Here is a 23904-nt window from a genome sequence, read left to right on the forward strand (position 1 = left end):
GGCCGCCCTTCACGAAGTGCTCCCACAGCTCCTCGACGAGCTTGCCGTGGTTGGGCAGGTGCACCTCGACGCCCTCGGCGTCGGCGATGGCCTGCAGCTCGTCGACGCCGGTCTCGGGCGTGATCTCGCGGCCGGCGGCCTCGGAGAGGGTGCCGTACATCGAGATGCGGTCCCAGTCGCCGCCCAGGTCGAAGAGGGTGCCGTCGGCCCACTCCACGACGTGGGCTCCCTCGCGCTCGGTGCCGGCGTTGGCGGCGAGCGCGGCGTTCTGCACGAGCGCCTGGGTGAGGTCGGCGATGCCGTTGTAGTCGGTGTACGCCTGGTAGGCCTCGAGCATGGCGAACTCGGGGCTGTGGGTGGAGTCGGCGCCCTCGTTGCGGAAGTTGCGGTTGATCTCGAAGACGCGCTCGAGCCCGCCGACGGCGGCGCGCTTGAGGTAGAGCTCGGGCGCGATGCGCAGGTACAGCTCGGTGTCGAAGGCGTTGGAGTGCGTCACGAACGGGCGGGCCGACGCGCCGCCGTGCATGGTCTGCAGCATCGGGGTCTCGACCTCGATGAAATCGCGCTCGGCGAACGTCTGGCGCAGGCTCGCCATGGTGCGCGCGCGGGTCACCACGTTGACGCGGGCCTGCTCCCGCTGGATGAGGTCGAGGTAGCGCTGGCGCACGCGCGTCTCCTCGTTGAGCTCCGCGTACATGTTGGGCAGCGGGGCGAGCGCCTTGGCGGCGATCCGCCACTCGCGCACCATGATCGAGAGCTCTCCGCGGCGGCTCGAGATCACCTCGCCGCTCACGAAGAGGTGGTCGCCCAGGTCGACGAGTTCCTTGTACCGCGCGAGCGACTCCTCGCCCACCTCGGCGAGGCTCACCATCGCCTGGATGCGGGTGCCGTCGCCGGCCTGCAGCGAGGCGAAGCAGAGCTTGCCGGTATTGCGCTGGAAGACGACGCGGCCCGCGACGCCGACGGTCTCGCCCGAGGGGCTGTCCGGGGTCTCCTCGAGGTGGCCCCAGCGGGCGCGCACGGCGGGGATCGTGGTGGTGACGGGCACCGTCACGGGGTACGCGCCGCCCGCCGGATCGGCCTCGGCGTTCAGCTTGTCGCGCTTCTCCAGGCGCACGCGCTTCTGCTCGAAGATCTCCTCGGCGTTCTCGACGCTCTCGGCGGGTGCGGTCTGCTCGCTCATCTGGGCGGGTTCCTCTGGTGATCTCGGACTCTGTGATTCGGATGTCTGCGCTCGTTCAGCCGGGCGCATCGCGCACTCGATCCGGTTCGGGCGTACCGATCCATCTTAGAGGTTCCGCCGCGAGGGGGCTTCGAGAGTCCGGGCCGCACGCGATCCATCGCCGCCGCCCGGCCCGTTCCGCAGGAGCGGTTGTCCGCTAGCCGTGCCGGCCGGTGCCCGGATCCTGCTCGGGATCCGGGCCGGGGTCGAGGCCCGGAGCGAGATCGGGATCGAGTCCGAAACCGGGATCGAGTCCGGGATCGGGATCCGCGCCCGCCGCCATCAGCTCCTCCTCGACCGCGGCGCGCACCACCCCGCCCACCGCCCGGTCGGGCCGCTCGATGCCGATCGCCCGCAGCGCGTCGGCGGCCTGCCGCACGACGGCGCGGGAGAACTCGGCGGCGGCGGCGATCGCCTCGGCGTAGGCCGGCCGGTCCGCCTCGCCCACGATCACCGGCTCGCCGCCCATCTCGACCGCGAGCGCCTGCCCGATCGGCAGCACGGGGGTGGGCGCGGTGACCGCGATCGTCGCACCCGCGAGCCGGCTCAGGTCGAGGCTCGTGCCCGTGAAGACGATGGCCGGGTGGAGCGCGAGCGGGATCACGCCGACGGCGAGCGCCGGCGCGAACACCCCGTACCCGTGCTCGGCCGCGGTGTGCACGGCGAGTTGCCCCGGCTGCCAGGCCCCGGTGGCCGCGAGACCGCTCACGAGCCCGGGCAGCTCGGAGCCGGGGATCGCGAACAGCACGAGTTCGGAGCGGCGCACCACCTCGGCCGGATCGAGGATCGGCACGCCGGGCAGCATGCTCTCGGCGCGCTCCCGGCTCTCCTCGCTGATCGCGGAGATCCCGGTGATGGCGTGCCCCGCGCCGGCGAGGGCCCGCGCCAGCACGGGCCCCACCCGCCCGGCGCCGATGACTCCCACGCCGAGGCGCGACTCCGCGACGCTCATGCCGGGGTCTCCCCGTGCCTCGGCGCGGCGTCGGGAAGGACGCCCTCGCCGTGGCCGCCTCGGCCGCCCGGGGCCTCGGCGCTCGGATCCTCGGCGGCCGGGACCCCAGTGCTCCGGGCCTCGGCATCACGGTCCTCGCCGCCCCGGGCATCGGCGCCCTGCACGCGCAGCACCACCCCGGCGAGCTCGTCGAACAGCTCCTGGGCGGCGCCCAGCTCGATCCCGCGCATCTCCATGCGCACCGGTCCGAGCACCGTGTGGGCCTGCAGCGAGGCCAGCCCGAGGAAGCGGTGCAGCAGCGGCCTGCGCAGCTGCAGCGACTGGGCTCGTACGATCGGCATGATCGAGAGCGAGCGGGTGAGCGCGCCGCGGCGCACCCGCAGCGTGGCCCCCTGCGTCTCGGCGTCGACGATCGCCGCCCCGGCGCGTCGTCTCCCCCACCACAGCACCCAGCCCGCGCGCGGACCAGCACCCAGATAGTCGCGCGCAGCGCCCGACAGCCCGTCGCGCAGCCCCGCGATATCCCGCTCGTCGTCGCCGAGCCCGGGCAGCAGCGTCTCGAAGACGCGCAGCACATCGGCCTCCTCGCCGACCGGCAGCACGACGTTCTGCGTGCTGTTCTGGCCGCCCTGCGCGACCGAGTGGCCGGCCGTGGTGATGCGCACCTTCCACCAGCCCAGCGGGCGCCACAGCAGTGGCTGCCGCGCCTCCACCGCGTGGATGCGGCCGAACGGGATCGACTCGGTGTTGGTCGCGGTCAGTCCCGATCCCGTGCGCACCGAATCGCGCCCGCGCGAGAGCGCGAAGTTGAATCCCTTGTTGAACTGGCTGAAGGTGATGCTGGCCATCACGATGAGCATCGGGATCACACCGAGGATCAGGGCCGGCTCGAGCACCGCCCCGCCCACGACGATGCCGACCAGGATGAGCACCGTGATGACCGACTCCCAGCTGAGCGCGATGCTTCCCGCCAGGCGCCCCACCGGCACCCGTACGAGCGCCTGCGTCTCGACGGCCTCGGGATCGATGTCGGAGTCCGCGAAGTCCTGGGCGCGCTCGGCCAGCCGGCCGCTCGCCTCCGCGTAGGCCCGGCCGGCGAAGTCGACCGCCGCCGGCGCCGCGAGTTGCGGCTCGCCCCGCTTGGCGGCCGCGCGCCGGATGATCTGCTCGCGCACGAGCTTGGCGTCGCGATGCCCGAGGAAGGCCAGTTCGACCTTGCCGCCCTGCCCCGCGGTGAGCACGTCGATCTTGGTCAGCCCCAGCGCACGCGCGAGCAGCGAGCGCTGCAGGTTGACGCTCTGAATGCGCTCGAGCGGTGCGCGGCGGTGGGTGCGGAAGAGCACCCCGCGCCGCGCCTCGACCGCCTCGGGCGTGATGCGATAGGTCGAGAAGCGCCACGCGATCCACGAGAAGAACACGATCAGCAGGATCGCGGCGGCGGCGATGCCGAGCGCGACGAGCACCAGCCCCTGCTCGACGAGGTAGTCGACCAGATCGATGAAGTCTCCCTCGCCGGACACGTCGACCTCCACGCGGTCGTTGTCGCGCAGGATCCCGCTGACGAAGAGCACCTCGACGAAGCGGTCGCGGAAGTTCGCGACGATGATGCCGGCGATCACGAGCAGCACGAGGCCGCCGCGCAGCAGCGGCGACAGCGGGTGCAGCCGCCGCCAGCCCTCGGCGTCGGCCGTGCCCGGCAGCGCGGCATCGGCCGCGGCGGCGCTCTCGATGCCCGCCCCGTTCGCTGGGCCGGTCGTCGTGGCGGGGTCCACGGCGGCGCCCGTCTCGGCGGCCCCCGTCTCGGCCGGGGCTCCGGCCTGCGCACCGGGATCCGGCGCAGCGGGATCCGGCGCAACGGGATCCTGCGGGCCGGCGTCCTCGGCGCCGCTCCGATCGGTCACAGACCCGACCTCCGCGTCTCCGCCAGTTCGACCAGTCGATCCCGCAGCGCCTCCGCATCCTCGAAGCGCAGTCCGGGCAGGTGCACGCCCGTGGCCGCCGAAGCCGTCACGAACTTGAGGGTCGCGAGACCGAGCGCACGCAGCAGCGGGCCGCGGGTGACGTCGACGAGCTGCAGGCGGCCGTAGGGCACCGCGATCACCCGCTCGAACATGATGCCGCGGCGGAAGAGCAGGTCGTCCTCGCGCAGGATGTATCCGATCGCCCGCACCCGCCGGAAGGCCAGCAGGGCGTTGACGATGAGCACCGCGATCACGATCGGCAGAATGATGTAGGGCGCCGGCGGCACGTCGTCTCCGCCCAGGACCACCACGATGACGAGCGCGGCGGCCACGAGCAGCACCAGCAGCAGGTTGAGGCACAGATCGGCCCAGGCGTACGAGGGCGACACCCGCTGCCACGCGGTGCCGCCGGTCGGCCAGCGCTCCCGGCTCACGGCCGTCGTCTCCGCGGGCGCCGGCGTCTGCTGCTCAATCGCTTCGTCGTTCACATCTCCCACCCTAGGCCCGTCACCGGGTTCATCGCCCTCCCCGTTCACGCCGACATCCCGTTTTCCGTCGCTCCCGGCCGATGAAACCCGCGAGAATCGGGATCTCGGCGGGGTCCGCGCAGGAGAGGGCGCGGCGTGCACGCGCGGATTCTTGAGCCACGCCGCGGGGTCCGCGCGGGAGGGGGCGCGGCGCGCGCGGCGGGGCCGGCTCAGGGCTTGCGGAAGGCGGTCTGGTCGGCAGGCCCCGGTTCGGGATCCGCGCCCGCGTCCTCCGCCTCGTCGCCGCCCGGCGGCACACGGCAGCAGCGCTCGGCGTAGGCCGCGCACCCGACGAGCACCGCACCGCCCAGGAGCACGAGGAGCATGGGGATCCACGTCGGCGGCGGGGGCGGCACCGTGCGTCCGAGGATCGCGAGCGCGAGACCGCCGCCGAACCCGCCGAGCAGCGCTCCCACCAGCTGCCCCGCCCGGGCCGCCGCGAGCAGCCGCACCGCCTGGAACGGGTTGACCGCGCCCGGCCCCTTCTGGAGGGCGCGGCGCAGACGGATCCCGAACAGCACCAGCACGAGCGCGATCAGCACCAGCGACGCCGGCAGCGAGAGCGGCGGCACCAGCGGCGGGGCGCCGCGGTTCGAGAGCGCGAACTGCACCAGCGCGCCGAGCACCGCCGCCACGGCGGCGACGAGCAGGGTGAGCAGCGGGTTGCTGCGCTCAATCCTGCGCATCGGCGGGCTCCTCGAAGGGTCGTGTGGTGTCCCCCAGGCGCTCCAGCAGCGCGGACACGCGGCCGTGCCCCATCAGCACGGCGTCCGGGTCGAGGTCGAGCCAGGGGGACAGCACGAAGTCGCGCTCGTGCGCGCGGGGGTGCGGCACGGTGAGGCGCTCGTCCTGGATCACCCGGCCTCCGTAGAGGACCAGGTCGATGTCGAGGGTGCGGTCGCCCCAGCGCACGTCGCGCACCCGGCCGTGCTCGGCTTCGACGCGCTGCATGAGGTCGAGGATCTCGTGGGGCGCGAGCGAGGTCTGCGCGACGGCGACGCCGTTGAGGTAGCGCGGCGCGTCGGGATCGGGTCCCGACTCGGTGAGCGCGATGGTCTCGCGCAGCGGCGATGCCGCGAAGCCGCGGATCCCCGGCGCCTCGGCGAGCTCTCGCTGGGCGGCTCGGATCGTCTCGCCGCGGTCGCCCAGATTGGCGCCGAAGGCGAGGAGCACCTGCACGATCTGCGCGATCATCGGGCGTCCTCCGTGTCGTCGGCGTTTCCGGCGGTCGGCGTTCCGGCGGTCGGCGTTCCGGCGGTCGGCGTTCCGGTCGGGTGGGATGACGGGGCCGGGGCGGCGACGGCGGACGGCGCGGCGGCGCGGGCGTGCCGCACGACGGTCACCGAGACGTCGGCGAAGACGGCCTCGATCGGCGCGTCGGGCTTGTGCACCGTGATCGTCGCACAACGCACGCCCGCGAAGCCGAGCGCCACGTCCGCCACGCGCTCGGCGACGGTCTCGATGAGGTCGACCGGGTCGCGCTCCACCGCGGCGACGATCGCCTCAGCCAGCTCGCCGTAGTGCACCGTGCGTTCGAGCGCATCGCCCGCGGCCGCGGCACGCAGGTCGACCGCCACCTCCGCGTCGATGAGGAACCGCTGCCCGCGCTCCCGCTCGAACGCGAAGACGCCGTGGTGCGCGAACACCTCGAGGCCGGTCAGCGCGATGCGATCCTCGGCTCCGGCCGAGCCGCCGCGGCCGACGGGGGGTTCGCGATCCGCGGCGGATATGCCGCTGCGGGCATGAGCCGGGCGATCCTCCGCGGATCCCGCACCGCTCGCCGCGCGAACCGCAGCCGCGCCGTCGGCCCAGGCCCTCGCCACCGCGAGCGCCTGCGCGGTGCCGGCGACGTCGTGCACGCGCACCCCCCAGGCCCCGGCGCGAGCGGCCAGCGCGCTCGTCACCGATGTCGCGAGGTCGCGCTCGTGGGCGTCACCGACGGCGCTCCCCGTTCGAGCCGCATCCGGGAGGCGGTTGAGCACGTCTGCGATCATGCGCTTGCGCGATGCGCCGATGAGCACCGGATAACCGAGCGCGAACAGCTCGTCGAGGCGGGCGAGCAGCGCCCAGCACTGGCCGCCCGTCTTGTCGAAGCCGAGGCCCGGATCGAGCACGACGTGAGCGGGGTCGATGCCGGCCTCCACGGCCTCCGAGGCGCGGGTCTCGAGTGCATCTCGCACCTCGGACACGACGTCCGCGTAGTCGGAGCGCTGGTGCGCGGGATCGGGGATGCCGCGCCAGTGCCCCGCGATGAAGCGGACCCCGTGCTCCCGGCTCGCCCGCGCCGCGGTGCGCAGCATCTCGGGATCGTGGGTTCCCCCCGACACGTCGTTGATGTACTGCGCGCCCGCCTCGACCGCCGCCGCCGCCGTGGCGGCGTGGATCGTGTCGATCGATACGACGACGCCCCGCTCGACCAGCCGCTCGATCACGCCGATCACCCGGCGCTGCTCCTCGTGCTCGGGCACGGGCTCGGCTCCGGGCCGGGTCGACTCGCCGCCGACGTCCACGATGTCCGCGCCCTGGGCGACGAGCGCGACCCCGCGCGCGACCGCGCGCTCGAGCGAGTCGAATCGGCCGCCGTCGCTGAAGGAGTCCGGGGTGACGTTGAGCACACCCATGACCACGCACCCGCCCCGTGCGGTCCCGGTCGGATTCGCCGGGGCGGCCTCGGCGTCACCCACGGGCCGCCGCCTCGCCGGTCTCGCCGCCGAGCAGCGCGAACACCCCCGCCTGCTCCGACGGGTCGCTGAGGCTGCCGCGCGAGGCGACCGTGACGGCGAGCGCCTCGGTCTGCCGCACGCCGCGATCCGCGACGCAGCCGTGGCTCGCCTCCAGCACCACGAGCACACCCCTGGGGGCGAGCCCGTCCTGGATGGTCTGGGCGATCTGCTCGCCGAGCCGCTCCTGCACCTGGGGCCGGGCGGCGAGCACCTCGACGACTCGCGGGATCGCGCTGAGCCCCACGACCTTGGCGTGCGGGCGATAGGCCACGTGGGCGCGCCCGCGGAAGGGCAGCAGGTGGTGCTCGCACACCGAGCGCAGCGCGATGTCGCGCACCAGCACGAGCTCCCCGGTGTCAGAGCCCACGGGGACCGAATCCGACAGCAGCCGGGTCGCGTCCTGCCCGACACCCGCGAAGAACTCGGCGTACGCCTCGGCGACCCGGAACGGGGTGCTCGCGAGTTCCGGGCTGTCGGGGTCGGAGCCGATCGCACTCAGCAGCTCGCGCACCGCCGCTGCGATGCGCTCGCGGTCAACGGTCTCTCCCATCGGCGCTACCGGTCGTCGTCGCGGTCGCCCGCGTCGCGCACGCCCAGGTTGCGAGGCGGCTGGCTCGTCTGTCCCGGGGCGAGGGGCGCCGACGGAGCCGACGGAGCCGGCGGGGCCACGGGGGCCGGAGCACTCGGCGCGTCCTCGGCGTTCGGCGCGGACGGCGCGCTCTGCTCGGGGATCGGCTCGGTACCGGTCGGGCCGGACTCCGATCCTCCCTCGTTCGCGCCGTTCGCCCCGGTTGCGGCCTCCGAGCCGGGCTCCGACGGCTCCGCGGGAGCCGCGTCCGCATCGGCGGCCGAGACCCCGTCCGTGCGCACGTCGGCGGGCACCTCGATGGGCGGGCGATCCGACACCGGCCGGTCGTCGTGCGACAGCCAGGTGGGCCGCTCGGGCAGCTTCCGCACGTCGCGGAAGATCTCGGCGATCTGGATGTGGTCGAGCGTCTCCTTCTCGAGCAGCTCGCGAGCGAGCGCATCCAGGATGTCGCGGTTCATCACGAGCACCTCGTACGCCTCGTTGTGCGCCTGCTCGAGCAGCGCCCGCACCTCGACGTCGATCGTCTCGGCGATCCCCTCGGAGTAGTCGCGGCTCTGCCCGAACTCGCCCAGGAACGCTCCCGGCTGCGCCTGCCCGAGCTTCACGGGCCCGACCGTCGCCGACATGCCGTACTCGGTGACCATCTTGCGCGCGGTGCCGGTGGCCTTCTCGATGTCGTTGCCCGCACCGGTGGTCGGGTCGTGGAACACGAGCTCCTCGGCCACGCGCCCGCCGAGCGCGTAGGCGAGCTGATCCTGGAGCTCGTTGCGCGTCACCGAGTACTTGTCCTCGAGCGGGATCACCATGGTGTACCCGAGGGCGCGCCCGCGGGGCAGGATGGTGATCTTGGTGACGGGATCCGTGTGGTTGAGGCCCGCCGCCACGAGCGCGTGACCGCCCTCGTGGTAAGCGGTGATGAGCTTCTCCTTGTCCTTCATCACGCGGGTGCGCCGCTGCGGGCCGGCGATCACGCGGTCGATGGCCTCGTCGAGCGCGCGGTTGTCGATGAGCTGCGCGTTGGAGCGGGCGGTGAGCAGCGCGGCCTCGTTGAGCACGTTCGCCAGGTCGGCGCCCGAGAAGCCGGGCGTCTTGCGGGCGACCACGTCGAGGTCGACGTTCTTGGAGAGCGGCTTGCCCTTCGCGTGCACCTGCAGGATCTTGAGCCGGCCCGGCATGTCGGGGGCGTCGACCCCGATCTGGCGGTCGAAGCGGCCGGGACGCAGCAGGGCGGGGTCGAGCATGTCGGGGCGGTTGGTGGCCGCGATCATGATGACGTTGGTCTTGGGGTCGAAGCCGTCCATCTCGACGAGCAGCTGGTTGAGCGTCTGCTCGCGCTCGTCGTGGCCGCCGCCCATGCCCTGGCCGCGCCGCTGACCGACGGCGTCGATCTCGTCGACGAAGATGATGGCGGGCGCGTTGGCCTTCGCCTCCTTGAAGAGGTCTCGCACGCGGCTCGCGCCGACGCCGACGAACATCTCGACGAAGTCGGATCCCGAGATCGAGTAGAACGGCACGCCCGCCTCGCCCGCGACGGCGCGCGCCAGCAGCGTCTTGCCCGTGCCGGGCGGGCCGTAGAGCAGCACGCCCTTCGGGATGCGCGCGCCCACCGCTTGGAAGCGCGACGCGTCCTGCAGGAAGTCCTTGATCTCGTGCAGCTCCTCCACGGCCTCGTCGGCCCCGGCGACATCGGCGAAGGTGACCTGCGGCATGTCCTTCGACACGAGCTTCGCCTTGTTCTTGCCGAACTGCATCACCCCGCGGCCGCCGCCCTGCATCGAGGAGAGCATCCACCACAGCAGCAGGCCGATGAGCAGCAGCGGCAGCAGGAAGCCGAGCAGCGACCACAGCGGGTTCGGCTGCGGCACCTTGTCCGTGAACCCGTCCTTGAGCTCGGCCTCGTTGACCGCCTGCACCACGTCGTCGCCGCGCTGCGAGACGTAGTAGAAGAACACCTGATCGGTGCCGGTGTCCTTGTCGGCCTCGATGAGCGTCAGGTTGACCCGCTGATCGCCGTCGATGATCTCGGCCGCCTGCGCCTTGCCCGACGTGATCAGGTCCATGCCCTGCTCGGTCGGCACCTCGCGGGTGTCACCGCCGGAGAGCAACGACCATCCCAGCAGCACGATCAACGGTGCGAGGATCAGATAGAGCAGCGGGCCGCGGAACAGCTTTCTGTTCTTCGACGTGCTCTTCGTTGAATTCTCTGCCAAAGTCGTGGCCTTTCGAGACGGGCGTGCCTGGGCGTTTCGGCATCTGCAAGCGTAGCCAATGCCTCTGACAAAGCAGCTGCGTGTGCGCCGAGGGCGAAAACCGCCGCCGCCCCGAGGGGTCGCCGGCGGATCGCGGGGGTCGAGCGGCGAGCGGGCGCGGCGCGGGTCCGCCCGCGGGGCCGCCGCGGATGGCCCGCGGGGCCGCCCATCGCGCGGGGCTACTCGGGGTCGGAGTACACGTGCGGCGCGAGCACCGCCACGTCGCGCAGGTTGCGGTAGTCCTCGGCGTAGTCGAGGCCGTAGCCCACCACGAACTCGACCGGGATGTCGAAGCCGACGTAGGCGACGTCGACCTGCACCTTGAGCGCCTCGGGCTTGCGCAGCATCGTGCAGATGCGCACCGACCTGGCGCCGCGGCTCTCGAGGTTCTCCTTGAGCCAGTGGAGCGTGAGGCCGGAGTCGATGATGTCCTCGACGATGAGCACGTCGCGGCCGGTGATGTCGGCGTCGAGATCCTTGAGGATCTTCACCACGCCGCTCGACTTCGTGCCCGCCCCGTACGACGACACCGCCATCCAGTCCATCTGCGCGTGGAACCGCAGCTCGCGGGCCAGATCGGCCATCACCATGACCGCGCCCTTGAGCACGCCGACGAGCAGCGGGGGCTCGTCGGCGTAGTCCGCCTCGATCTCGCGGGCCATCTCGGCCAGCCGGGCGTGCAGCTCGGCCTCGGTGTGCAGTACGACGGAGAGGTCATCCCCCAGGTGTTTCGCGTCCATGCGCTCCATTCTTCCACTGCTCGACGCGCTGCCGCGCACGGGTGCTCGCACTCGTCTTCGACGTGGGATCTCGAAGTGGGCGTCGTGTTCTGCCACGACCCGCGAACAGGATGCAGCAGAACGCGACTCCCACTTCAGGATTCGATGGACGGGTGGGATGGTTCCGGTGGATGGGGCGGCTCGGTTGAAACGGGGCGGGGTCGAGGGGCGGTCCGGGCGCGGGGTCGCGACTCGGCTCGGCTCGGCTCAGCGCGGGACGGGCGGTGCAGTGCGGGCCGTGAACACGAGCCGGCCGCGCACCCGCTCCACCGATGCGCCCGGCACGTCGATGGGGCCCTGCCCCCGCCAGGCGGTCACGAGCTCCGCGACGGCGAGCGTGTGCTCGCGGCTGAGCTGCACGCCGAACTCCGCGCGCGCCACCGCGCGGATGATGCGGTGGCGCAGGGCGGGCGGGTTCGCCGCGAGCGCCGCGACCGACACCGCGATCCCCGCCTCGGCGTGCTCCACGATCTCCTCGAGCGTCTCCTCGGCGAGCGCGTCGAGCGCGTCGGCGTCCTCCCGCGCGAGATCGGCCGTGCGAGCCAGCGACTCGGCGACGCCGGGTCCCAGCTCCCCCTCGAGCACCGGCAGCACGCGCCGCCGGACCCGCACACGGGTGTAGGCGGGATCGTCGTTGTGCGGGTCGCGCCACGGGCGCAGGCCCTGCTCGGCGCAGGCCTCCTCGGTGACGGCGCGGCTCACCGCCGGCCGCTCCCCCAGGAACGGGCGCAGGATCACCGGCGGGGTCCCCGAGCCGGCTCCGGCGCCGGCGAGCTCGCGCAGCGGCGGGATCCCCGCGAGGCTGCGGATCCCCGATCCCCGGGCGATCCCGAGCAGCACCTGCTCGGCCTGGTCGTCGCGGGTGTGGGCGGTGAGGATCGCCGCGGCCCCGACCTCGGCCGCGACCTCGGCGAACGCCGCGTACCGCGCGTCGCGCGCCGCGGACTCCGGGCCGTCGCCGCGATCCCGCGCCACGTCGACGCGGCGCACCAGCACCGGATCGAGTCCGAGCGCGCTCGCCTGCTCCGCCGCCCGCGCCGCCACGTCGCGCGATCCCTCCTGCAGCCCGTGATCCACGATCACCGCGCCCGCGCGCATCGCCGCGCCGGGCGCCTCGTACGCCGCTGCGGCTGCGAGCGCCAGGGAGTCGGCTCCTCCCGACAGCGCGACGAGCACGAGCGGCGCCGATCCCGAGTCGCGGCCCGAGGCGGCGCTCGCACCGGCCGGGCCCCGGCCGTCCGGCCCCTCGCACCCGCCGAACCCGGCGGCGAGGGCGCGCCGCACCGCCAGCCTGGTCTCGAGCAACGCGCGCTGCACCATGCCACCACGGTACCGCGCCGGCCCCGGCGCCCGGGCCGCACTGCGCGAATCGCCCCTATTCGAGAGGAATAGGGGCGATTCGCGCACTTCCGACGGGACTCGGGCGGACGGGGGCCGGCGGTGTCGGGTGGACGAGCGGGGCGGGACGGCCGGGCCCGGAGTGCGCGTCGGACGTGTCGGGTACCCTTAGACCGGCAACGCACACCGGGGCGGGCGCATGGAACGCCGCCTCGATCACAGAAAGAGGAGCGCGCATGGCCGCAGCATTCGACGCCGTCATCGAGATCCCGAAGGGGAGCCGCAACAAGTACGAGGTGGATCACGAGACGGGTCGCGTGTACCTCGATCGTGTGCTCTACACGGGCTTCGTCTACCCCACCGACTACGGCTTCTTCGAGGAGACCCTCGGTGAGGACGGCGATCCGCTCGACGTGCTGGTGCTGCTCGACTACCCGGTGTTCCCGGGCGTCGGCGTCAAGGTGCGCCCCGTCGGCGTGCTGAAGATGAGCGACGAGGCCGGCGGCGACGACAAGGTCATCGCGGTGCAGCACAAGGATCCGCGCTGGCAGCACATCCAGGACGTCGCCGACATCCCGGAGTACACCCGCAAGGAGATCGAGCACTTCTTCGAGCACTACAAGGATCTCGAACCCGGCAAGTGGGTCAAGGTCGACGCCTGGGGCTCGGCCGCCGACGCGGAGCAGCTCATCATCGAGGCGCAGCAGCGCCTCGCAGACCAGCACTGACGCGCAGCGGCGCCGGGCAGGCGCTGAGGCGCGGCAGCGCCGGGCAGGCGCTGCCGATGCGGAGGCGGGGCGCGAGGAACCCGCGCCCCGTGGACAGCAGCGCCTCGCGATCTCGCGCGCAGTCGCAGGATCCGCGACTCGTGGATCCTGCGACTGCGCTCGCTGCGCTCCCTCTGCGCAGGATGACCAGGGGGAGGCAGGACTACCGCTCACCGCTCCCGGGATGACCAGGACGCAGCAGGGCCACGACTCCCTCCGCGCAGGATGAGTCCTGCAGTGCGCGCGCTCCGCGCAGGATGACGGGGCGCGACTGCGCGGCCCGCCCATCGGCGGAGCCGCGGAGCGCCGGGCTCAGAAGTTGTAGAAGGTGCGCGGGTTGAGGTAGTTCACCCAGTAGTCATTGCTCTGGCCCGCGATCACCTCGAAGTGCAGGTGGCAGCCCGTGCTCGCTCCCGTGGTACCGACGTAACCGATCACCTGGCCGGCGTACACGTACTGCCCGTAGCCCACCGGCGGCCAGCCGTTCATGTGCGCGTACCGGGTCTGGTAGCCGTTGTCCTGGTTCAGGTACACCATGTAGCCGCCGAAGTCGTCGACGTAGCCGGCGATGCTGACCCGTCCCGAGGACGCCGCCACGATGGGGGTGCCGCACCCCGCGGCGAGGTCGATGCCCGTGTGGTTGGGGCGCCCCGGCGGCCGGAACTCCTCGGAGACGTAGTACCCGGAGGTGGGAACGACCCAGCCGGTCGCTCCGCCGCCGCCACCGCCACCGCCACCGCCGCCGCCGGTGCCTCCACCGCCACCGCCACCGCCGCCCTGCTCCTGCTGCTGACGGGCGCGCTCCTCGGCCTCCTTGCGCAGGCGCTCCTCCTCCTTGCGGCGGCGCTCCTCCTCCTTGCGGCGCTGCTCCTCCTCGATGCGCTGGCGCTCCTTGTAGCCCTCGACGGTCTTCGTCGTGGTGTCCTGCAGCGCCGCGAGCTTGGTCTCGAGGTCCTCCTGCTGCGCCTCCTGGGCGATGACCTTCTCGCGCTGCCCGTCCACGGCCACGGCCGCGGCGTGCTCCTTCTCCTCTTTCTCCTTGCGCAGCCGCTCGCGCTCCTCCTGCGCGGCCTGCGCCTGCTCGCCGAGCGACTCGGCGGTGTTCTTCGCCTGCTCGGCCTCCTCGGAGATCGCGGTGTTGCGCTCGGTGGCCTTCGACATCGAGGCGAGGCGATCCAGCAGCGCATCGGCGGTGTCGCCCTCGGCCTCGAGGAACAGCTCGGCGCTGCGGTCGATCCCGCCGGAGCGGTACATCTGCGCCACGATCACACCGGCCTGCTCGGCCGCGCGGTCCGCCTCCTCGCGGCTCTTCTCGGCCTGCTCCTTGAGTGTGCGCGCCTTGTCGGTCGCGGCCTGGTACGCCTGGTCGGCCTGCTGGAACTCCTCGAACGCGACCGCGTGGGCGTTGCGCAGCCGCTCGAGCTCCTGCTCCCCCTGCGCGATGAGACGCTTGATCTCACTCACCTTCTGGGAGGCGGCGGCCTCGTTCTGCTTCGCCGCCTGCACGTCGTCCCACGTCGGCAGGTCGAGGGCCTGGGCCGGGGCCGTCGCGGTGGGTCCGCCGACCAGCAGCGCCGCCGCGAAGACGACGGCTCCGAACACGCCGATGAGACGCTTCGCCGTTCCCGATCTCCGCTTCCGCATATTCCCCGACTCCCCTCAGGCCAGTATGGTCCACGCATACGCTAGCACCGTCTCGACGGCGCACGGTGAGGCCGGGCCGCGCGGTCGCAGATCCATCCGGATCCCGCGCCGGAATCGCCGGGGAACGGCGGCGGTCGGGGAGCCTCGCCGCGTCCGGCTCCGCGCGGCTCGCCGGGAGCGGAGCCCGGACACGAGCCGGTCGCCCCTCCGCCGCCCGGAGCTCCCCGGTTTTCGCCGGCATCACCGCCTCGCCTATCATTGAGGGAGCACCCCAGTGACCCGAGTCGAACAGCCAGCGAAGGATCGATATGCCCGAGACGCACCTCTCCAGTGACGCCCGCCACGGCCAGAACGACGGGGCGGCCCGTCCCCGGCCGCTGTTCGCGCCGACCCCGACTCCCCGCGCCTCCGCGGGCACCGTGCTCGCCTTCGTCTTCGTGCTCGCACTGGTGCTCGGCGGCTTCTACATGATGGCGCACGCGTTCAGCAGCCCCGACTTCGGTCTCGCCTGGTTCGCCGGGGGCCTGCTCGCCGACGCCCTCGGCTTCTGGTTCGCGTTCGGTCTCCTGCCGAGCCTCGACAGCCGGCGCTGACGCGCCCCGCACGCCCGCGCAGACGCGCGCACCCGAGTCCCCGGAGCCCACGGCTCCGGGGACTCGCTGCTTCCTGCGCACGCAGATACGCTCCGGCGCACCACCGGCCGACCCGCCGCACCGCCACCGGCCGACCCGCCGGCGCACCACGCCGCGCAGTGCGCCACCGCACCCCACGGCGCCCCGGCCGGTGGCGCGGCTCAGTAGCGCGGGGCCGCCGGCAGCTGGAAGTACGTCTCGAGATTGACGTAGCCGCGATCGTGCATGTCCCGCGCGACGGCGGTGCCGACGTAGCGGAAGTGCCACGGCTCGTAGATGTAGCCGACGATGTGCTGCTGACCGCTGTCGTACCGCAGGATGAAGCCGAAGCGGTAGGCGTTGTGACGCAGCCACTGGCCGGCCGCCGAGACGCCGAAGCAGCCCTGGAAGCCGCAGCCCAGCCCGTCGTCGAGGTCGACGGCGAGGCCGGTCTGGTGCTCGGAGTGACCGGGCCGGGCCGAGTAGCTCTCGGCGGCGGCGAGTCCGTCGCGGGCGACGTAGTTGTTGAAGAGCTGCGCCTGGTACTCGTAGCTGCGGAAGCCGCTCGTGATGATGAATCCGCGGCCGATCTCCGCCCGCATGGCCGCGTTCATGCTCTGGAGTGCCTGCGCGGTCTTCCGGCGCACCGGCTGCCCGTTGGTGTTGGGGATGCCCGCCGGCATGACGAGGTCGCCCGGCGCCCAGCGGATCGGCGAGAGGGGGCGCTTCTTGTTCACGACGACCGTGATCGACGCCGGGCTGTTGAGGTCGGGGCGGACGCACGCGTTCAGCTCGACCTTCAGCTTCTTCGCGCTGCGGTACATGAAGGCCGCCATCGCCTCGCGGGTGAGCTTGCCGCCCGGGAAGTACTCCCGTCCTCGGGGTGTGCAGGTGCCGGTCGTGAGGCCCGTCGCCATCCAGGTGATCTCGCGGTAGAACTTGTGATTCGTCGGCAGGTCGAGGAACGGCGAGGACTTCGGCGGCGTGAAGCTCTTCGGCTTCGCGCTGCGGTAGAGGAAGGCGGCCATCGCCTCGCGCGAGAGGCGCTCGCTCGGGCGGTACTCGCGGCCCCTCGGGGTGGAGATGCCGGTGCTGAGGCCCGTCTTCCGCATCCACGAGATCTCGCGGTAGAACTTGTGCGTGGTGGGCACGTCGACGAACGGCGACGTCTTCGGCGGCGTGTAGCCCTGCGGGTCCGCCCGGCGGTACAGGAACGCCGCCATCGCCTCGCGGGACAGGTTGTGCTTGGGCAGGTAGGCCTGCCCGCTCGGGGTGCGGACGCCCGTGGAGAGGCCGGAGGTGCGCATCCACTCGATCTCGCGGTAGAACCGCTGCCCCGGCTTCATGTCGACGAAGCGGGACGGGATCGCGGCCGGCGCGGTCAGCGGGGCCGGCGCCGCGGCGCCCGGGGCGGCGGTGCCGGGCGCATCAGCGGTCGTCCCGTCCCCCGGGTCTGCGGCGGGGTCGGAGGGCGCGGGATCCGGATCCTGCGGTTCGCGGCCGGGATCCGAGTCGTCGACGCTCGGATCGCCGCTCTCATCGGCGGGATCCGTCGCGCCGGTCCCCTGATCCGGCGGCGACTGCTCCGGCACCGGGTCCCGCGGCAGTTCCTCGGCCTGAGCGGGTGCGGTGAGCAGGCCGAGCGCGAGGATCGCGACGAGCGCGCCCGCCGCACCGATCGTGCGCGGGCGGAACCTGAGCTGGGGAGCGGCCATGGCAACGATTCTGACAAAATTCGCCGCGTTCCGACACCCTGCGCCCGTAGCGCCGCGGTGGGCGGGCCCCTCGCTCACTCCTCGTCGAGCAGCGCCGCCGCGTACATGGGCCGCGCGGCGTCGGCGCTCGGCGGGTGGAACAGCCCCGCGGTGGCGTCGCGCAGCAGGCGTCCCACCTCGCTGTCGCTGTCGAAGCCGCCTCCCCCGGCGCACAGCATCGCCGTCTCCGCGGTGCGGCGCGCGGCCTCCGCGGCGTGCAGGCGCGCGCTCACGAGGCGCAGCGGCCACCCGGCGCCGTGGTCGATGAGCTCGTCGAGGTCGCGCGTGCAGGCGTCGAGCTCGGCGGGCACCGCGAGGAAGGCCAGGTGGGCGTCGGCGATCCGCGCCCGCATCTCGGGCACCTCGGCCAGCGGCGCCCCGAGCTTCGCCGAGCTGCGGCCCCGCAGTCCGTCGGCCGCGAGCTCGAGGGCGCGCCGGGCCACACCCGCGTACACGGAGCCGACGAGCAGCTGGAAGTTCGCGGCGATGGCGAAGATCAGCAGGTCGGGCTGCGGGCCGGTCGGGATGCGGCGCGCCACGCGGTCGGCCCGCATCGGGGTGCGGTGGAGTGTCGTGGTGCGGCTCTGGGAGGCCCGCATGCCGAGCACGTCCCAGCGGTCGGACACCGAGATGCCGGGTGCCGAGCGCTCGACGAAACCGTAGACCAGCTCGGGCCGCTCGGGATCCGAGGCGTCGAGGCCGTGCGCGATGAGCCGGGTCCAGACCGGCGACAGCGAGGTGAAGATCTTGACGCCCGAGAGCAGGTAGCCGCCGTCCCTCTGCGGCTCCGCGGCGGTGCTCGACCCCTGCAGCACCCAGTCGTTCGCGGGCTCGCTGATGCCGAAGGCGAAGATCTCGCCCGCCATCGCCTCCTCGAAGACGTAGCCGAGGGAGCGGTCGCCGCGCGCGAACATCGCCCGCACCACACCCGTGCACATGAGGTGCATGTTGACGGCGAGGGCCGTCGCCGGGGCCGCGGCGGCCAGCCGCTGCTGCAGACGCGACACCTCGTGCAGGGTGAGCCCCGGCCCGCCGAACTCCTCCGGCACGAACAGCGCGAGATACCCCCGCGCCCGCAGCTCGGCGAGATCCTCGTCGCAGAACCGGTTCTCGCGGTCGTACACGGCCGCCCGCTCGCGGAAGCGCACGATCAGCGCATCGGGCAGGTACTCCTCGGCCAGCTGCGCGTGCCGCGTCTCTCGATCCGTCATCGCCTCTCCCCGCGGCGCTCGGCGGTGCCGCGTCTGCCACCCTACCGGGAGCGCCGCCGCGGAGTCTCCCCGCTCGCGCGCCGGGGCCCGCTCCCCTCGGCGAGCAGGCCCGTGACGCGGTACGGGATCACCTCGCGCAGGAAGAGGCTGGTCGACGTGCGGTTGATGCCCGGGCAGAGCCGGATCTCCTCGCTCACGCGGTAGAGGTCCTCGGGGCTCTTGGCGACGACCCGCAGCAGCAGGTCGGTGCTGCCCGCAGGGGCGAAGCACTCGAGCACCTCGGGGAGATCGGCGAGGGCCGCGATCGCCTCGCCGATCTGGTGCTGATCGAGCTCGACCTGCACGCTCGCCCCCACCGGCCGCCCCAGAGCGGCGGGGGTGATCCGCGCGCTGTGGAGCCGGAGCGCCCCGGACTCGCGCAGCTTCTCGAGACGCGCCTGCACGGTGCCGCGGGCGAGACCCAGCCGCGAGGCGATCATCGCTGTGGGCATGCGTCCGTCCTCGTCGAGCAGCAGCAGGATCCGGCGATCCGTCGCATCGATTTCACTCATTCTGACCACTTTCTGCTCATCCGTGTGACATCAGATCGATCATATCGATCAATCATCATTCAGCGACTTGCGCAGATCGATCCACATGCGCTGAACTACTCACTGTGCCGGCGGACACCCCCGCCGCACACGGATCACCGCCCGCAGCACCCCGCGGGCCGACCACGGACGCGCCACCCCTGCGTCCGCGAGAAGGAGCCCCGCCATGCGTGCGACCGCACCCGCATCGCTCAGCACCCCGAGCCAGCCGGCTCCGCCGCAGCTGCACCGCCCGCGCACGCGGATCGCGATCGCCTCGCTCGCGCTCTTCGCGCTGCTCGTGAGCGCGAATCTCAGCACCCCGCTGTTCCCGCTGCTCGAGCGGCGGCTGGGAACCGGTGCGCTCGGGATCTCGATCGCCTTCTCCAGCTACGTGCTCTCGCTCATCGTCGGCCTGCTCCTGTTCCGAGGAGTGGCCGACCGGGTGAACCGCCGCACCGTGCTCGTCGCGGCGCTCGCGGTCGCGGCACTCGCCACGGCCGCCCTCGCCTTCGCGCCGGCACTCGGGTGGTTCTGCGCCGCCCGCGCCGCGCAGGGCGTCGCCGTGGCCTGCGCGACGGGTACCGGATCGGGCGCGCTGCGCGCGCTCCTGCCCGGTCGACCCGCACTGGTCGGGCGTCTGACGCTGCTCGCGACCTCGGGCGGGGTCGCGGCGGGTCCCGTCGTGGGAGGGATGCTCTCCCTCGTCGGGGCTCCGCTGCAGACCCCGTTCCTCGTGGTGGCGGCCGTGCTCGCTGTGCTCGTGCCGGTGGTGCTCGCCGTCGCCCCGCACGACGAGTGCGCGCCTCGGCTCGCGGGCATCGCGCTCCCGGACGCGCCGGATCCCCGCCCAGACGGCCCCGGCCCGTCCGGTCGCAACGACCCGATCGCCGCCCGCCGCTTCCGCATCGCCGCGGCCACCGGGTTCCTGAGCTTCACGGTGTTCGGCTTCTGCCTCTCGCTCGCCCCGTCGCACTTCGCGGAGATCGTCGGCACCGACTCGCGCCCCGTCATCGGCCTGCTCGCATCGGTCACCCTCGCGTCCTCGGCGCTCGTGCAGCTGCTGCCGCTCTCGGGCGCCCGGCGGCTGCCCGTCGGTCTGATCGCGCTGGCGGTCGCGCTCGCCGGGATCGCCGCGGCGGGCGGTGTCGGCGCCGCGTGGTTCCTGGTCGCCGCGAGCGCGCTCGCGGGCGTGGGGCAGGGGGTCGCGTTCCAGGCGGCGTTCACCGCCGCGACGGCGAGCGTGCACCCCGCGCGGCACGCCTCGACCGTGAGCGCGATCTACACCGTCACCTACCTCGGGAGCGCGGTGCCGATCATCGCGCTGGGCGCGCTGGCGGAGCGGTTCGGGCTCCCCGACGCGGTGACGGTCTTCGCGCTGATCGCGGCGGCGGCGAGCCTCGTGCTCGCCCGGCTGGCCGGGGCCCCTACTCCGCGAGCACGGCGAGCACGCGGCGATCGAGCTCGTTCTCGATGAGCGGAGCGAAGCGGTCGGCCACCGCGCGACGCGCGATCCGCCCGGCCGCCTCGACGTCCCGTCGCTCGATCGCGGCGAACAGCCGCCGGTCGATGGAGGCCGACTCGAGCTTTACCCGGTTGTCGTGGTGCTCGCCCTCCGCGTCGCGCTGCATGATGACGCGCAGCACCCCCGACACGGCCTGACCGCTGAGGCGCAGCACCTCGTTGCCGCTCGCCTCCCAGATCGCCTCGTGGAACTCGAGGTCGGCGTCGGCGAAGGTGTCGGCGTTGGCCTCGGCGTCGCGCTCCATCTGCTCGATCGCCGCGCGCATGCGGGACAGCTGCGCCTCGTCGTGGCGCACGGCCGCGAGGCGGCTCGTCGTGCCCTCGAGCACCACGCGGTACTCGATCAGCGCGGCGACGTCGAGCGCGTCGGTGCCGACCATCGCGCGCAGCGAGCGCGACAGCGTCTTCGAGGACGGCGCGAGCACCACGGGGCCGCCGCGGGTGCCGGGACGCGATTCGAGCAGGCCCATGCTCTGGAGGATGCGCAGGGCCTCGCGCACGGTGGGGCGGCTGACGCCGAACTGCACCATGAGGTCCCGCTCGCTCGCGAGCTGCGATCCGACGGGGATGTCGCCGGAGACGATGGCCTGTTCGATCTGGTCGACGATGCGCTGATACGTGTGCACGGGCACCGCCGGCTCGAAGCTGTGAGTCGTGGACACCTGAGTCTCTTCCTGATCGATGCACCGGGTCGCCGATGCCGTCGGCAGCGCGTGATCCGATAATAGCGCCCACTTAAGTGGCCTTACCATGTATCCTGGTTCGAAATCTCTCGAGATCTTTGGAAGGACATACTCGGCCGTTCCGCGGATACGCTGTGCAGTGCAGAACGGCGACCGGGCATCGTCGCCCGAAACGACCCCCACCACCGGCCCCGCCACACGGGGCCACAGTCACAGGAAAGCAATGATGCGACGTAAGAAAGCGATTCTCACCGCGGCAGCACTCGCGACCGCGGCCACTCTCGGGCTCGCCGCCTGCTCCGCCGGGGCCGGCAACAGCGCGGGCGGCGACGGGGAGACCCCCACGACCGCCACCATCGCGCTCACCGGCACCCCGACGAACCTCGACTTCACCACCACCGCGGGGTCCGCGATCCCGCAGGCGCTCATGTCGAACGTCTACGAAGGCCTCGTCGAGCTCGACCAGTCGGGCGAGATCGTGCCGCTGCTGGCGGAGGAGTGGAGCGTCAGCGACGATCGCAAGACCTACACCTTCACCCTCCAGGAGGGGGTCACCTTCTCCAACGGAGACGAGTTCACCGCGGACGACGTGAAGTTCAGCTTCGATCGGGTGAAGACCGACTGGGTCTCGAGCCTCAAGGCCAAGATGGACGTCGTCGACTCCGTCGAGGTCCTCTCCCCCACCGAGGTCGCCGTGCACCTGAGCGCCCCCTCGAACGCGTGGCTCTTCAGCCTCGCCACCCCCGTCGGCGCGATCTTCTCCGAGGACGGGGTCGACGACCTCGCCAACGCCCCCGTGGGCACCGGCCCCTACGCGGTCGAGCAGTGGACGCCCAACGAGAGCCTCGTGCTCGACACCCGCGACGACTACTGGGGCGAGGCGCCCGGCGTGGAGCAGGTCACGCTGAAGTACTTCGCCGACGCCACGGCGACCACGAACGCGCTGCAGACGGGCGACGTCGACGCGATCGCCAATCTGCAGGCCCCGGAGCTGCTCTCGAGCTTCGAGACCGACGACCGCTTCGTCGTGACCACGGGCACCTCGAGCGGCGAGGTCTCGCTCTCGCTCAACAACCGCGCCGCGCCCTTCGACGACGTGCGCGTGCGCCAGGCGGTGCTCTACGCGCTCGACGAGCAGGCGATCCTCGACACCGCGTGGAACGGCTACGGATCGCTCGTGGCGACCTATGCGACGCCGACCGACCCGTACTACGAGGATCTGAACGACGTCTACCCGTACGACCCCGAGAAGGCCGAGTCGCTGCTCGCCGAGGCCGGTCAGGAGAACCTCGACATCACCTTCACGGTGCCGACGCGCCCCTACGCGCAGGCCGTCTCCGAGATCGTCGTCTCGCAGCTCAAGGACGTGGGCATCGACGCGACCATCAAGTCGGCCGAGTTCCCGGCCGTCTGGCTCGACGAGGTCTTCACGAAGCACGACTACCAGATGACCACCGTGCTCGCCGTGGAGGCGCGCGACATCCTCACCGTCTTCAACGACCCCGACTACTACATCGGGTACGACAACTCGAAGATCGCGCCGATCGCCGCCGAGGCGGACGCGGCGGACGAGGATGGCTACATCGAGGGCATGCAGCAGGTCGCCCGGCAGATCGTGGACGACGCCGCATCCGGCGTGCTGTTCCTCTTCCCGAACATCACCGTCGCGAAGGCGGGCCTGCAGGGCATGCCCGAGAATGCGATCATCGAAGCGCTCGATCTCACGAACCTGAGCTGGCAGTAGCCGGCGGGTCGGGCGAGGGGCGGATCGGGTTTCGACTCGTCGCTCCGCTCCTCGCTCAACCGTCGGGATGATCCCGCACCACCCACCACCCGACCCCGAGGAAGCCGCATGGCCATACGGATCCTGATCAATCTCGCGAGATTCGCGGTGACCTACGTCGTCGCCACGGTCGTCGTGTTCCTCTTCATGCGCCTGATCCCCGGCGATCCGGCGCAGATCGCCCTCGGCGTGAACGCCACCCCGGAGCTGCTCGAGCAGACCCGCGAGCAGTTCGGCACCGATCGGCCGCTCGTCGTGCAGTACTTCGAGTGGTTCGGCGGCCTGCTCCGCGGCGACTTCGGCACCTCCTACCTCACCCGCACCGACATCAGCCCGATGGTGCTCGACCGGGTGCAGGTGAGCCTGATCCTCGTGCTCACCGCGATGGCCGTCGCGCTGCTCGTCGCGATCCCGCTCGGCACCTGGGCGGCCGTGAAGCACCGCAGCTTCTCGGGCGTCGCGATCGGCCTGGGCTCGCAGATCGGCGTCGCGATCCCCGGCTTCCTCGCGGGCATCCTGCTCGTCATGATCTTCGCGGTCGGTCTCGGCTGGCTGCCCGCCAACGGCTGGACGGCCCCGGCCGTCGACTTCGGCGACTTCATCCGGCGCCTGATCCTGCCGGTCGTCGCGCTCGCCTCGGTGCAGGGGGCGATCCTGACCCGCTACGTGCGCTCCGCGGTGCTCGAGGTGATGAGCGAGGACTACCTCCGCACCGCACGGGCCAAGGGCCTGAGCAAGAACGGCGCCCTGCTCAAGCACGGGCTGCGCAACGCCGCCATCCCGGTCATCACGGTGACGGGGGTGCAGATCGCCGCCCTCATCATCGGCGCCGTGGTCATCGAGCGCGTGTTCGTCATTCCGGGCCTCGGCTCGATGCTGCTCGACGCCGTCGGCAACCGCGACCTGCTCACCGTGCAGTCGGTCGTGATGGTGCTCGTCGCGATCACCCTGATCCTGAACCTCGTCGTCGACATCCTGTACACGGTCGTCGATCCGCGCCTGCGAAGGAGCGCCTAGC

At 72.4% G+C, this 23904-nt stretch carries 21 protein-coding genes; 5 read left to right on the forward strand and 16 right to left on the reverse strand.

From position 1 onward, the window contains the following. From ACWKZU_RS07910 to tilS, 11 genes are all read right to left on the reverse strand, one after another. Positions 1 to 1183: lysine--tRNA ligase (locus tag ACWKZU_RS07910; protein ID WP_449281773.1), on the reverse strand; the 1183-nt coding region annotated here is incomplete at its 3' end. Positions 1184 to 1379: 196 nt separating this feature from the next. Beyond that, entirely contained in the window at positions 1380 to 2174 is a 795-nt protein-coding gene (locus ACWKZU_RS07915) for a Rossmann-like and DUF2520 domain-containing protein (protein WP_449281774.1), read from the reverse strand. Further along, entirely contained in the window at positions 2171 to 4075 is a 1905-nt protein-coding gene (locus ACWKZU_RS07920; RefSeq protein ID WP_449281775.1) for a PH domain-containing protein, read from the reverse strand. The genes ACWKZU_RS07915 and ACWKZU_RS07920 overlap by 4 nt, the downstream gene beginning before the upstream one ends. Then, a complete protein-coding gene (locus tag ACWKZU_RS07925; RefSeq protein ID WP_449281776.1) occupies positions 4072 to 4623 on the reverse strand; it encodes a PH domain-containing protein in 552 nt (183 codons plus the stop codon). The genes ACWKZU_RS07920 and ACWKZU_RS07925 overlap by 4 nt, the downstream gene beginning before the upstream one ends. A gap of 209 nt (positions 4624 to 4832) precedes the next feature. Further along, positions 4833 to 5348, reverse strand: coding sequence for a DUF3180 family protein (locus ACWKZU_RS07930; RefSeq protein ID WP_449281777.1), 516 nt, complete (start codon positions 5346 to 5348; stop codon positions 4833 to 4835). After that, positions 5335 to 5856: a 2-amino-4-hydroxy-6-hydroxymethyldihydropteridine diphosphokinase gene (gene folK, locus ACWKZU_RS07935; RefSeq protein ID WP_449281778.1), complete on the reverse strand. Its 522-nt coding sequence runs from the start codon at positions 5854 to 5856 to the stop codon at positions 5335 to 5337. The genes ACWKZU_RS07930 and folK overlap by 14 nt, the downstream gene beginning before the upstream one ends. Further along, positions 5853 to 7346, reverse strand: a complete 1494-nt coding sequence (gene folP / locus ACWKZU_RS07940) for a dihydropteroate synthase (RefSeq protein WP_449281779.1) — start codon at positions 7344 to 7346, stop codon at positions 5853 to 5855. The genes folK and folP overlap by 4 nt, the downstream gene beginning before the upstream one ends. Further along, positions 7339 to 7935: a GTP cyclohydrolase I FolE gene (folE, locus tag ACWKZU_RS07945; RefSeq protein ID WP_449281780.1), complete on the reverse strand. Its 597-nt coding sequence runs from the start codon at positions 7933 to 7935 to the stop codon at positions 7339 to 7341. The genes folP and folE overlap by 8 nt, the downstream gene beginning before the upstream one ends. Before the next feature lie 5 nt (positions 7936 to 7940). Further along, complete coding sequence (gene ftsH, locus ACWKZU_RS07950) at positions 7941 to 10184, reverse strand: ATP-dependent zinc metalloprotease FtsH (protein ID WP_449281781.1); 2244 nt, start codon at positions 10182 to 10184, stop codon at positions 7941 to 7943. Positions 10185 to 10402: 218 nt separating this feature from the next. Continuing rightward, positions 10403 to 10963, reverse strand: a complete 561-nt coding sequence (gene hpt / locus ACWKZU_RS07955; RefSeq protein ID WP_449281782.1) for a hypoxanthine phosphoribosyltransferase — start codon at positions 10961 to 10963, stop codon at positions 10403 to 10405. 246 nt (positions 10964 to 11209) lie between these two features. Further along, positions 11210 to 12322: a tRNA lysidine(34) synthetase TilS gene (gene tilS, locus ACWKZU_RS07960; protein ID WP_449281783.1), complete on the reverse strand. Its 1113-nt coding sequence runs from the start codon at positions 12320 to 12322 to the stop codon at positions 11210 to 11212. A 254-nt stretch (positions 12323 to 12576) separates the two neighbouring features. Here tilS and ppa point away from each other — a divergent pair, with 254 nt between their 5' ends. Next, positions 12577 to 13068, forward strand: coding sequence for an inorganic diphosphatase (gene ppa / locus ACWKZU_RS07965; RefSeq protein WP_449281784.1), 492 nt, complete (start codon positions 12577 to 12579; stop codon positions 13066 to 13068). Between the two features lie 351 nt (positions 13069 to 13419). On the opposite strand, the gene ACWKZU_RS07970 is transcribed toward ppa, so the two are convergent. Continuing rightward, a complete protein-coding gene (locus ACWKZU_RS07970; protein ID WP_449281785.1) occupies positions 13420 to 14751 on the reverse strand; it encodes a peptidoglycan DD-metalloendopeptidase family protein in 1332 nt (443 codons plus the stop codon). Positions 14752 to 15059: 308 nt separating this feature from the next. Between ACWKZU_RS07970 and ACWKZU_RS07975 the strand changes: the two genes are divergently transcribed. Next, the gene (locus ACWKZU_RS07975) at positions 15060 to 15344 is read left to right on the forward strand and encodes a hypothetical protein (RefSeq protein WP_449281786.1); all 285 of its coding nucleotides are present in this window, start codon (positions 15060 to 15062) and stop codon (positions 15342 to 15344) included. Positions 15345 to 15544: 200 nt separating this feature from the next. Here ACWKZU_RS07975 and ACWKZU_RS07980 read toward each other — a convergent pair whose 3' ends face one another. From ACWKZU_RS07980 to ACWKZU_RS07990, 3 genes are all read right to left on the reverse strand, one after another. After that, complete coding sequence (locus ACWKZU_RS07980; RefSeq protein WP_449281787.1) at positions 15545 to 17077, reverse strand: M15 family metallopeptidase; 1533 nt, start codon at positions 17075 to 17077, stop codon at positions 15545 to 15547. A 74-nt stretch (positions 17078 to 17151) separates the two neighbouring features. Then, positions 17152 to 18327, reverse strand: a complete 1176-nt coding sequence (locus ACWKZU_RS07985; RefSeq protein ID WP_449281788.1) for an acyl-CoA dehydrogenase family protein — start codon at positions 18325 to 18327, stop codon at positions 17152 to 17154. A 41-nt stretch (positions 18328 to 18368) separates the two neighbouring features. After that, complete coding sequence (locus tag ACWKZU_RS07990) at positions 18369 to 18878, reverse strand: Lrp/AsnC family transcriptional regulator (RefSeq protein WP_449281789.1); 510 nt, start codon at positions 18876 to 18878, stop codon at positions 18369 to 18371. Between the two features lie 205 nt (positions 18879 to 19083). On the opposite strand from ACWKZU_RS07990, the gene ACWKZU_RS07995 reads away from it, so the two are divergent. After that, positions 19084 to 20373, forward strand: coding sequence for an MFS transporter (locus tag ACWKZU_RS07995; protein ID WP_449281790.1), 1290 nt, complete (start codon positions 19084 to 19086; stop codon positions 20371 to 20373). Here the strand turns inward: ACWKZU_RS07995 and ACWKZU_RS08000 are convergent. Next, on the reverse strand, positions 20324 to 21082 hold the full coding sequence (locus tag ACWKZU_RS08000; protein ID WP_449281791.1) for a FadR/GntR family transcriptional regulator: 759 nt from the start codon (positions 21080 to 21082) through the stop codon (positions 20324 to 20326). The genes ACWKZU_RS07995 and ACWKZU_RS08000 overlap by 50 nt on opposite strands. 244 nt (positions 21083 to 21326) lie before the next feature. On the opposite strand from ACWKZU_RS08000, the gene ACWKZU_RS08005 reads away from it, so the two are divergent. Next, entirely contained in the window at positions 21327 to 22847 is a 1521-nt protein-coding gene (locus tag ACWKZU_RS08005; protein WP_449281792.1) for an ABC transporter substrate-binding protein, read from the forward strand. A 108-nt stretch (positions 22848 to 22955) separates the two neighbouring features. Further along, positions 22956 to 23903: an ABC transporter permease gene (locus tag ACWKZU_RS08010; protein ID WP_449281793.1), complete on the forward strand. Its 948-nt coding sequence runs from the start codon at positions 22956 to 22958 to the stop codon at positions 23901 to 23903. Position 23904 lies beyond the last annotated feature (1 nt).

The organism is Leucobacter sp., assembly GCF_053528595.1.